Origin of the sequence: Moraxella nonliquefaciens (assembly GCF_001679005.1) — a bacterium.
Classification (GTDB): Bacteria; Pseudomonadota; Gammaproteobacteria; order Pseudomonadales; family Moraxellaceae; genus Moraxella; species Moraxella nonliquefaciens.
In genome coordinates this window covers 1-9,476 of record NZ_LXTW01000016.1, presented here as the reverse complement: position 1 = coordinate 9,476, position 9,476 = coordinate 1, and the positions used below count along the sequence as shown (strand labels likewise).

Here is a 9,476-nt window from a genome sequence, read left to right as displayed (position 1 = left end):
TCGCAGGTTTACGGCGGTGGCAGCTAGGATAGTGATAGGCTGTAATTTTTTCTGATACTAAACAATAATAATTACAATATTGTTTACGTTTATTTTACTGATTTGGTGGACATCATTTAGCAAAAAACCCATCAATCTCTCCACGCATCGCCTTGCCCACATTTGCTGTCTCGGCATTTTCTGCCTTGATGGTTAAAGCTGAGCGTGCCATCACCTGCCATGGTAGATGTGGGGATGGGAGTGGCGGTCAGTACCCAATCTCTTAAATTACCGTCAGCATTGGCATCTAGATTCAGCGTGACAGCATACAAGGCTGTGCCATTTTTAGGATAGTTACCACTAAAGTCTGTGGTGGTAATTTTTGCATAACTGCCTTTAGACAGCTTTTGTGCTTCTATCTGGTTGCCCAGATTGACCAACTCTGCCATCATGGCGGTGCGTTTGGTTTTTTTGACATACTCTTGATAGTTGGGGTAGGCAATTGCTGCCAGCACCCCAATCACCGCCACCACAATCATCAGCTCAATAAGGGTAAAGCCGTTTTGTGACGTTTGAAATGTGGTAGGTGTCATGGTAACGTGGTCTTGAATCATCATATGTTTACGCCCAATAAAAAATAAAACAACCTAAAACAACCCCACACACAAAATCACCAACTTTTGGCACTGATGCCACAACCGTGGTTGTTTTGCATGGTGGCAACATCAGGGGTGTTACTGGAAGTCATGCACTTTATATTATGGCTGTCCAGATATATTTTAGACGCACCCATCAGATTGCTGTTTGGTTCTGCCACCATCATCCAATCACGTCCGATGGCGATGTTGCTCGGTGCTGATGTCTGTGCTGTGGCAGTTGGTGGTACCAGTGAACTGGTTGGACTGCGGTTGGTTAAGGTGATGATGTAGCGATAATTTGTCGCTGTGCTGCCTGTTGGTACATAAATTTGGGTGTTGTCCACATCATAGCAGTTGTTGCCTGTGCCACAACTGCTTGGGTGAAAATTACGATAGCTTAGGCTGTTGCTACGCCACCGCTCCAACTCAACAGCCAGTTGTTGCATTTTAGCCTGAGTTTGAGCTTCGGCATTACGAATGACAAATTGACGATAGGACGGTAAGGCAATCGCTGCGATGATGGCGATGATCGCCACTGTTATCATCAGCTCGATTAATGTAAAGCCCTGATTGCTCAGTCTATGTTGCCCATTGGTGGCGATGTTGGGCAGGTTATGATGTGTTGTGCTTAACATGGGTTACCATCCAATTATCTGCTGGTGAATTAGGGCTTTTCGTACCATTGTCTGGGTTGTAGCATATAGCGTTGGCTTTCGATGCTCAGCTCGCCTGTGCCATCACCTGCAACACTGCTAGCAGTAGAACCGCCACTGGTGGTGATGTTGGTTTGATTCAAGCCAATGATCGGCGGATTATTAGGTGAAGAACTGCCACTTTGGTTACCAAGTCCCACGCTGGGTGGTCTGAGTCTTTTACCAGCATCAGTACCAAAATTAACTCGATTTTGTTGTTTGATTTGTTCGGTTATTGATGTGGTGTTAATCAGCACACGTGCATCAGTTCTGTCTGAGCTGATGGGGCCAAAGTTAAGTTCTTGTAAGCCTTGCCCTGCACGGATAAAGCCTGCTGTGCCATTTTTAGATTGGGTGTATCGCTTTTGTGATGCGGGCGTGCCAGCAGGGTCTACGCACACTCCATAAGGCAGGCAGTACATTTGTCGTTCTGTGCCACCTGCAATTTTAGCGGTACAAGCATTGGCGTTTGAGTAGCTCATGTCTGGGTTAAAGACGCTGATGTATAAGTGGTTTGCAAAGATATCTGCTTTGCCCACACCTTTGCCATAACGAACATCACTCCAACCATCAAAGCGTGTTAATGGATAATACCAACCTTGTTTTACACCTTTTATCATGGGTTGCATCGCACTGATGCGTTGGTCATCAGTATAGCCAGTAGATGGCACAGGACCCATGGCTGTCGATAAATCAACAAGTTTGTTATTTGTTAGGTCTTTCACTGTTTTAGTAAACTTATCATCAAACAAGTTGATTTTGGTAACATCAGTATCAATGATGCCATAGACACGGTCGGCATATTGGTTGTCATTACGCATCTTAGATAACGGCGAACTTCTATCACCAGAGACAATGTTAATCAGTGCAAACAATTGATTGCTGGTTGGGTTACGATGAATACTCACCACGGGCATTTCATAAAAGCGATGTGTGTATTTGGCGTTAGCGGTGTTTTCATATTCATTTTTTAGCAATTTGGTGATTTGACTGTCATTGATCATGCCATCTTTAAAGTCCACACGGAACAGCTGACCGCCAAGATCGCCAAAGTATAAGTGGTCAGTGATGCCATCAGCGTTGCGGTCGATGGCAGAGATGCCTGCCACAATGCTGTGTTTTAGGTCTTCATGGGTTTTGGCATTTGTTATACTGCCATTTGAATTTGATGATGCACGCCACAGTAGCTTACCTGTATTGGCATCAACGATATAGACGGCGTTGCCTTTGATGTCGGTCTTATTAGAACAACTGCCTAGGCTGCCATCAACTCTGCCATGTTGAAACCCTTCATATTCATAGCACATGTCATAACCACCACCAAAGATAATCACGTCTGTGCCTTTGGTGTCGGATTTGCTTGTTTTGATGCGTGCCAGTGTTGGTTGATTCCAAATATAACCGATGCGTTCAAAACCTGGTGTTTGGCTGTTTATCAAGGCACTGTTTTGACTGCTAAATGCTTTTTTGGGTTCATTTTTATTGGTGATGTCCAATGCCAACAGCCCCTCACCGCCCAGACGCATGCCTCCGTATGCCAGCATTCTATCAGCAGGCTTGACTTGTTTGTCTTTATAGTCATATTTGTAGGTGTTTTTAAATGTCCAATGACCATCTATGCCAAACTTAGGTACACCAGTTGCACGATCAGCAGTGGCTGAGTAGGTTGAGTTAGGCACTAAGGCTTCAGGCTGTGTTTTCATCATGATTCTAGGAATGATGGCAACATCTTCTGTGCCACCGCCATTAGCTCGGTCTTTGGCATTGACCAAATGCAACGCCCCATCCATGCTACCAAAGAACACATAATCTTGACGGTCTGTGTCCAACACACGCCCTTTATCATCAAGACTGGCCCCATAAGAGACGGCGATGGGTTTGCTGTGGATAGAAGCACCCAAGACTTTATCGGTACTAGATGGCTTGACCAATGTTAAGTCTTTAATGTCTGTACTTGAGCTTGCCCATTCATCTAACGATTTAGTTTGGTTATTATAAGTAGCTTCACTAAAGCCCAAAAACTGCAACAGCCTGATTTGATTTTGTTTGTTATAAGTCGTGGTGTCATACAACTGATCAAATCCCACTGGTCTGCCTTGAACGTCCACACCCAGTTTTTTAAATTCGGTGGTAGACGCGTCTTTTGCGGTGATGTCTTCTACATACACCGTTCTGACATTATTTAACGCTGTGTTGGGATGTGCCAAATTAGAATACACACCGCCGACTTTTACCAAGTCGTTATCATTCCTCCCTGAGGCGTTGCTCCAAAAATCTGCCACACTTGAATCTAAGCTGCCACTGATGCCTTTAAAGATGCTTTTGTTATTTTTGCCTTGTAGCGTGCCGTTGTGCAGGTTGTATTTTTTGACATTGCCTAGCCAAACATTGCTGTTAGCCCCACCACCCACACGAGGTTCTACCGTGGGCATGAAAGCATAAGGCATCTCACCGATGGCCTTAAAGGGGTCTTTAGGCACGGTGATGACCCCTGATGGGGATGCTGGAATGGTATTGTCTAACGATAAAATAAAATCAACGATACTGTCAGCGATGTCTTGTGAACTTTGGGTATGAAAGAAGCCCCCTTCACCATAACCTTCGCCTCGTTGTCCCCATTTACAGGCGTTTTTGGCATCATCAGATGCACCTTCGGTATTACAGTCATATTTTTTGGTAACACTGTTATAATTTAACCCTGCAAATGATGAGCCAAATCCTGCCACCGCCGTCTTAATTGACACACCAGCGGGGTTTTTGGTGGGGTCGTTCAGGCGTTTGGCATATTCACCAATCCATTCCCAACCCCCTGTTTCGCCAGCAAACAAACCTGACTGTAATCTAGGCGATGGCAATCCTGATGGTTTGCTGGTGATGGTGTACCTTGCTTCATTATTCAGCGAGCGGTTTAAGATGGTCTTTGCCATGTCATCTTTGGTGGAGTTGGGCGCACCATCGGTTAAGAAGTAGATGCCATTGGCATCACACAGGGCAGATGGGCTATCTGGCGGTGTTGCCCCACGATGGTAGTGATTGCCATTTTTGGTTTCATCAGCTGAGTAAATAAAACCGCCATACATGTTATCAATGGGTGTCTGTGTTTCTTGGGTATCTGTGTTGGTGACATTTTTGTAATAAACTTTACGAGTTATATAATGTCTTTTTTGGTAACATTTGCCCGTTCCAGGATTTTCCCAGTTATTGACGTTTACGTTTGCCTTATCATACCGTTTGTCAACAGGATTTTTGGGAAATTGCCTATTATTCTCATCAAAGTGATAAGTTAGTGTATCGGTTTTACCCACTGCCGGACTGACTCGCTGATCACAATAAACTCTAGTTACTCTACGTCCATAAAGATTATATTCATTTTGAAAGATAGCATCTGATTTCCATTGGTCTGCATAAGAACGTTCTTTATAACACAACGATGGCCAATAGCCGTCTGGCTGAAATCCAGTGGGACACTTATCATAAACAAGCTTTCTTTCGGTGGTGGTTGAGCTTGTTTGCTTGACGTCATATTCAATGGCAAATGGATTGGTGCGATAACTGACCGCCGATGCTGCACCAGCTTCAGCATTAGTCCAGTTTTTTGATGTCACAGGCTCGATGTCCATAGACTGATAAGGCACTTTCATCCAGCCACCCAGTCGCCAACCGTTGGGAATGCGTTTATACATATGCCACACATAGTCTCTATTATCGCCATAGATACCTTGAGTAATCCCCCCCAACGCTTTATTGGCTTCTTGTTGTGTGGCTTTTGTGCCATCAGGTTTATACAAATGCTGATATGTATTAGGATTATTGCCTAATGTGGGATATGAATTACTCTCCACTCTTAAGTAGTATTTGTTATTTTGTAGATACAGATAGTTGTCATTAAAGTACTGGTTATCGCATTGAAACACCCCCGCCGTATTACGTAAAGCCATTGCGGTGGTTCTGTTGGGGGTACGCAAATTAACACACAGCCAATAGATGGTGTCATTACCTTTTTTCATGATGGTTTCGCCATCATAAAGAAATTTTAATTTGGCAGGTGGTAGGTTTGGTGAAGTACCAGTGGAAGTACCCATCATATAAGCACCCACTTCTGCATAGGCGTGTGCTGTTGGTGTGCCACTTGACGACTTAATCAAATCGTCTGGTATGATAGGATTTTGATTTGATGGTTGGTAGTTGGCGTTTGTTTTACCTGTTTGGTCTGTCCCAGCGTCGATGGATTGAATGGCGGCAATCGCTTTGATGAGTTTGATTTTTTGCTTAGTATCCAAAGGGGCAGCAGGCACCAGCATAACGCCAGAATGACCATCAACCAAAGGTATGTCAGAATCCCCCAATTTGGTGTTGGTCTTAGCCGAAAAAGTCCCCAAACCAATTCTGACATTACTGTTAATGGTGTCAGAAGCAATCAAGTTGATTAAGGCATCTTTAAGCCGAGAAAGCCTATCAAACTTACCTGTTTCGTCCTCGACCAAATTACCGCTATGATCAATATAAGGATAAGGATAAGGATAAAGATAAGGTGTCTTAGTCTTACTGTCAGGACTGGTACACCCTCTTAGATAATAGTCAATCTGCTCTCCACCGACGGTAACGGTTTTTTTAAAGGAAGTTTTACCACGGGTTTCACTGTTAGGTCGTCTATCAACGGCATTGTATTGCCACTGAGGCACACCATCTTGGATGGCTTGTTTACACAAGGATTTATCCACATCACCAGGGCTACCAAATAGGTTATTTTTTGGCAGCACAAGCGAGCTGATGCCCATCGAACCTGAGGTGTCTAGCATCATGGTTAAGTTGATTTTACCAGCCTGAGCTGCCTGATAAATCTCCAAGTCGCCAATTTTTTTGACAGCCGTGTCCGCCTGCACCGAGTTGCTTGCCAATAACGCCCCCATCGCCACAAACAGATGACTCAATGCCAATTTTGGTGCTATTTTTGGCATCGATGTTGAGGGTTGGGGAGGGTTGGGTTGGTTGGTGAGTTTTTTGTTAAGCTTTTTGTTAAGTTTCATTGTGCATACCCTTTGGCTAACTGTCGATTAATTTGATACGCTGGATTGCTGTTTGTTAAATACTGGTCTTGATTAAATACTGGTCTTAAAGTGTTAAGGGGTGGCGGTTGGGACACAGCCAGCTGCCACCGCCCCACTGCCTTGACCCAATTCCGTACAAGGGATGATGTTGTTGACAAGCTCCACGGCAACTTGCTCCATCAGCTGTTTGTTTGGCACACCTTGGTTCTTTAAACAGCTGGCCAGATTATCGGCTGTTGATCGGACTGTGTTACCGCCATGACGGTTACTGTAACAAGTCGCTGGACTGCTGGCTGAACGGCCATAAGCAGGGACAGCCGACACCGTCTCTATGTTAAACAGATGGTTGGCTGGAGCAGTACCACTCTCCCCAGAAGTGGACAAGTTCGCTCCTTGTTTTGCCACTCCAAATGGACCTGTGGCTGTTGTTGGTGCTTTGGTAATATGTACCTGCGTGGCGACAGTCTGCCTGGCACTGATGTAGCTTGTTGCGGTACTGGGGTTACATTCACCCGGCCCATATCCCGAGAGTGTGCCACCATCTCGCCTGATGGTAGCGGTTCTGGTGTTAACTTGCAGTTGTCTTGGGTTATAACAATAGATCAGCTCATCTTGACTTGTGTCTGAGGCGTTGGTGATAAAATGCCCAAAGATGCCATTATTGCGGTTGACCATGTCTTCATAAATCGGGTCACGAACAGGACGGTTAACCGCTTCTTCTAGCTTCATGTTTGCCCCATCTGCCCCTTGTAGTAGCAAGGTATCTATCTGACTGCTACTGACCAGCCTAAGATCAGTCTGACTGCGCCTAACCGCCACCGCTCCGATAATGATGATTAATATCAACACCAGCAACACGACAATCAACGCCACCCCCTGTTGCTGACGATGACTACTCAAGCCAAGACTGCGTTTTAAGCCAAGACTACTTTGGTGATATGACGGATTGGCAAAGTCTGATTTCATAAATTTATCCAACTACGTTTGTCCAACGACTTATCCAACTGGTTATTTATCCAGCCATAAGACCGATAAATGACCATTATGGGGTGATGACCCGAGCATTACGCAACATGATGGTCGATTCATAGTTGCGTCGTAAAAAGTTGTCTTGATTACTCACGGTATTTTCTGTACCAAAGATGGTGTATTCATTGCCTGTGCTTTCTGGTATGACGTGATTGCTGCGTACCAAAAAACCCAGTTTGACTGCAATGATGGGGGCTTGATATAAGCGGTCTGAATTTGCCAATGCCAAATACTTGCTTGGGGAAATATAAGCCAAATGGTTGGCATCTCTACTTTGCACCCCAAGCAATACTTTAAATTGTTCAACATTATCCATAAATGCCACGCCTTCATTACCAAAAGTTGGGGTATTGGTGGTATTGGCAGGTTTAATACCACCTGCTGGCTCAACACGTCCTGCATCACAAGTAAAGATGCCATTACCACGGATAAAATAACGCTCAATCACCCAATCATTTAAGGCAACCGTATTGCCCTCACAGTCCACAAGACCTGCATCAATGACATTTTGATACTGTATGGTCAGCTGGTCGCTGGCTATGTTTGTGCCACTACCCCCAGTCCATGTTGAGTTGCTTGATGAAGCAGTGTTTGGGGGGGGCACTGTCAGAACTTGTGGTCATCAAGTTGCCAGAGATGCCCGGGTCATTGGCTGGCAAACCAACATTTTGGGCGGATAATACCACCCCACCAAATTTGGTGGTTTGATTGATTTGAAAGACACTGTTACCTAAGTTTGCCAGTCTGATTTGATGCTCTAAGTTTTGGATGCCAAACACACTGGCATCAGCTATCTCAGACCCCCCTTGTTGAACCAACGAGGTGCGAAAAGCGCTCAAATACACCTGCAATACCGCCGCTGAGATAAGCAGTCCCAATACCAATGCTATCATCAGCTCAACCAAGGTAAAACCTTGGCTGATATTGGCTTGACTGACTTTTGGATAACCAGACTGTCGCCATTGTTGCTGTTGCATCAATACGCCTCCATCACAAAACAAGAAGAGCCAGTTTTATAATCGCCATTGGCAGTCACACAATCCGTATCGGCTGCACCAATGGTGGGGTTTGTGTCTCCCCAACTGGCGATTAGGCACATCAATGGCACACCTGTTGAGACAGGGGGGCATTCATGGGCTTGTATTTGAATTGAGTTGTCCATGGCAAATTGTCTTAATACCAGCGCATCACGTATGGCGATTTGTTCTTTCGTGCATGTCGCTTGATTTTTAGTGATATCGTTTTGCAGACAGCTGTCTTTGGTTATCCCATTATAGGTGGCTTGGTTGTTATCAAGCACCTGTTTAAAAACAGAAATATGATTGGGATTGGCACGCATCATCTCCGCCCCACCACGCATCACGGCCAATGCCCGTCCACTCACCAAGCTTTCATCAGTTGCCTTGATTGCTGTCATTTGTAAGGCTGCAAAGCCCATGACACCCACTGCCAAAAGCAGTAATGCCACCATCACTTCAACCAGACCAACCCCTTGCTGTTGGTGTGTGCTTAAGCTTAACATGTGCGTCCCCCAGTGTTTCTTGACAGTCTGCCCCTTGAGTTGATGGTCAAGTCTATAGAACCTTGTGCATAGTCATTATAACAAATTTGAAACGTCTCTTCTAAAGTTGCTGAGCTTGCACCCACAAAATTTACAGTACCATTGGCGTTAAATCGAATGCTTGGTGTGCCTCTAACAGCCACAACAGACAAAGGAGGCGCAAACTCAATATTGCCTTTAGTGGCACAGTTTAACGTTTGTGTATTAAACCGAACAGTTACGGGACTGCGAGTGATGTTCGCTTCAATACGGCTTTCTTTAAAGCAGGTCTCAATTTGGCTGAATGCGTCTTCCATTTTTCGTTTGGCTATCTGATTTTGAAATGATGGGGCAGCGATGCTAGCAATGATGCCTAAGACACTGATGGTCACTAGCAACTCAATCAAGGTAAAGCCAGTCTGTATCGGGCGGTTAAACGCTTTCATGTATTATCCATCACATTATTAAGACAATTAGGTTAAGACAAAAAAATTAAGACAATCAATCATCATTATTGTATCGTTATTGCAGTGACGTACTCCCCTCCCTA

At 44.8% G+C, this 9,476-nt stretch carries 8 protein-coding genes; all 8 read right to left on the bottom strand.

Annotated elements, in window-relative coordinates:
• Positions 1–131: 131 nt before the first annotated feature.
• Complete coding sequence (locus A7456_RS06270; RefSeq protein ID WP_082995484.1) at positions 132–596, bottom strand: type IV pilin protein; 465 nt, start codon at positions 594–596, stop codon at positions 132–134.
• Positions 597–649: 53 nt separating this feature from the next.
• Complete coding sequence (locus A7456_RS06265) at positions 650–1,252, bottom strand: type IV pilin protein (RefSeq protein ID WP_082995483.1); 603 nt, start codon at positions 1,250–1,252, stop codon at positions 650–652.
• A gap of 29 nt (positions 1,253–1,281) precedes the next feature.
• The gene (locus tag A7456_RS06260; protein WP_067008752.1) at positions 1,282–6,336 is read right to left on the bottom strand and encodes a PilC/PilY family type IV pilus protein; all 5,055 of its coding nucleotides are present in this window, start codon (positions 6,334–6,336) and stop codon (positions 1,282–1,284) included.
• 93 nt (positions 6,337–6,429) lie between these two features.
• Entirely contained in the window at positions 6,430–7,323 is an 894-nt protein-coding gene (locus A7456_RS06255; RefSeq protein WP_067008750.1) for a hypothetical protein, read from the bottom strand.
• Positions 7,324–7,399: 76 nt separating this feature from the next.
• Positions 7,400–7,990, bottom strand: coding sequence for a PilW family protein (locus A7456_RS10950; RefSeq protein ID WP_145916089.1), 591 nt, complete (start codon positions 7,988–7,990; stop codon positions 7,400–7,402).
• Positions 7,938–8,363: a PilW family protein gene (locus tag A7456_RS10945; protein ID WP_082995481.1), complete on the bottom strand. Its 426-nt coding sequence runs from the start codon at positions 8,361–8,363 to the stop codon at positions 7,938–7,940. Before A7456_RS10945 ends, A7456_RS10950 begins: the two co-directional genes overlap by 53 nt.
• Positions 8,363–8,908 carry a type IV pilus modification protein PilV gene (gene pilV / locus A7456_RS06245; RefSeq protein WP_067008747.1) on the bottom strand — a complete coding sequence of 182 codons (546 nt, stop codon included), beginning with the start codon at positions 8,906–8,908 and terminating at the stop codon, positions 8,363–8,365. The genes A7456_RS10945 and pilV overlap by 1 nt, the downstream gene beginning before the upstream one ends.
• Positions 8,902–9,372, bottom strand: a complete 471-nt coding sequence (locus A7456_RS06240) for a prepilin-type N-terminal cleavage/methylation domain-containing protein (protein ID WP_067008744.1) — start codon at positions 9,370–9,372, stop codon at positions 8,902–8,904. Before A7456_RS06240 ends, pilV begins: the two co-directional genes overlap by 7 nt.
• Positions 9,373–9,476: the final 104 nt, after the last annotated feature.

What these genes read in the sequence shown, in the direction of transcription:
- A7456_RS06255 (WP_067008750.1), bottom strand. Translation starts at nt 7,323, where the DNA reads ATGAAATCAGACTTTGCCAATCCGTCATATCACCAAAGTAGTCTTGGC.
- A7456_RS06265 (WP_082995483.1), bottom strand. Translation starts at nt 1,252, where the DNA reads ATGTTAAGCACAACACATCATAACCTGCCCAACATCGCCACCAATGGG.
- A7456_RS06240 (WP_067008744.1), bottom strand. Translation starts at nt 9,372, where the DNA reads ATGAAAGCGTTTAACCGCCCGATACAGACTGGCTTTACCTTGATTGAG.
- A7456_RS10945 (WP_082995481.1), bottom strand. Translation starts at nt 8,363, where the DNA reads ATGCAACAGCAACAATGGCGACAGTCTGGTTATCCAAAAGTCAGTCAA.
- A7456_RS06260 (WP_067008752.1), bottom strand. Translation starts at nt 6,336, where the DNA reads ATGAAACTTAACAAAAAGCTTAACAAAAAACTCACCAACCAACCCAAC.
- A7456_RS06270 (WP_082995484.1), bottom strand. Translation starts at nt 596, where the DNA reads ATGATGATTCAAGACCACGTTACCATGACACCTACCACATTTCAAACG.
- pilV (WP_067008747.1), bottom strand. Translation starts at nt 8,908, where the DNA reads ATGTTAAGCTTAAGCACACACCAACAGCAAGGGGTTGGTCTGGTTGAA.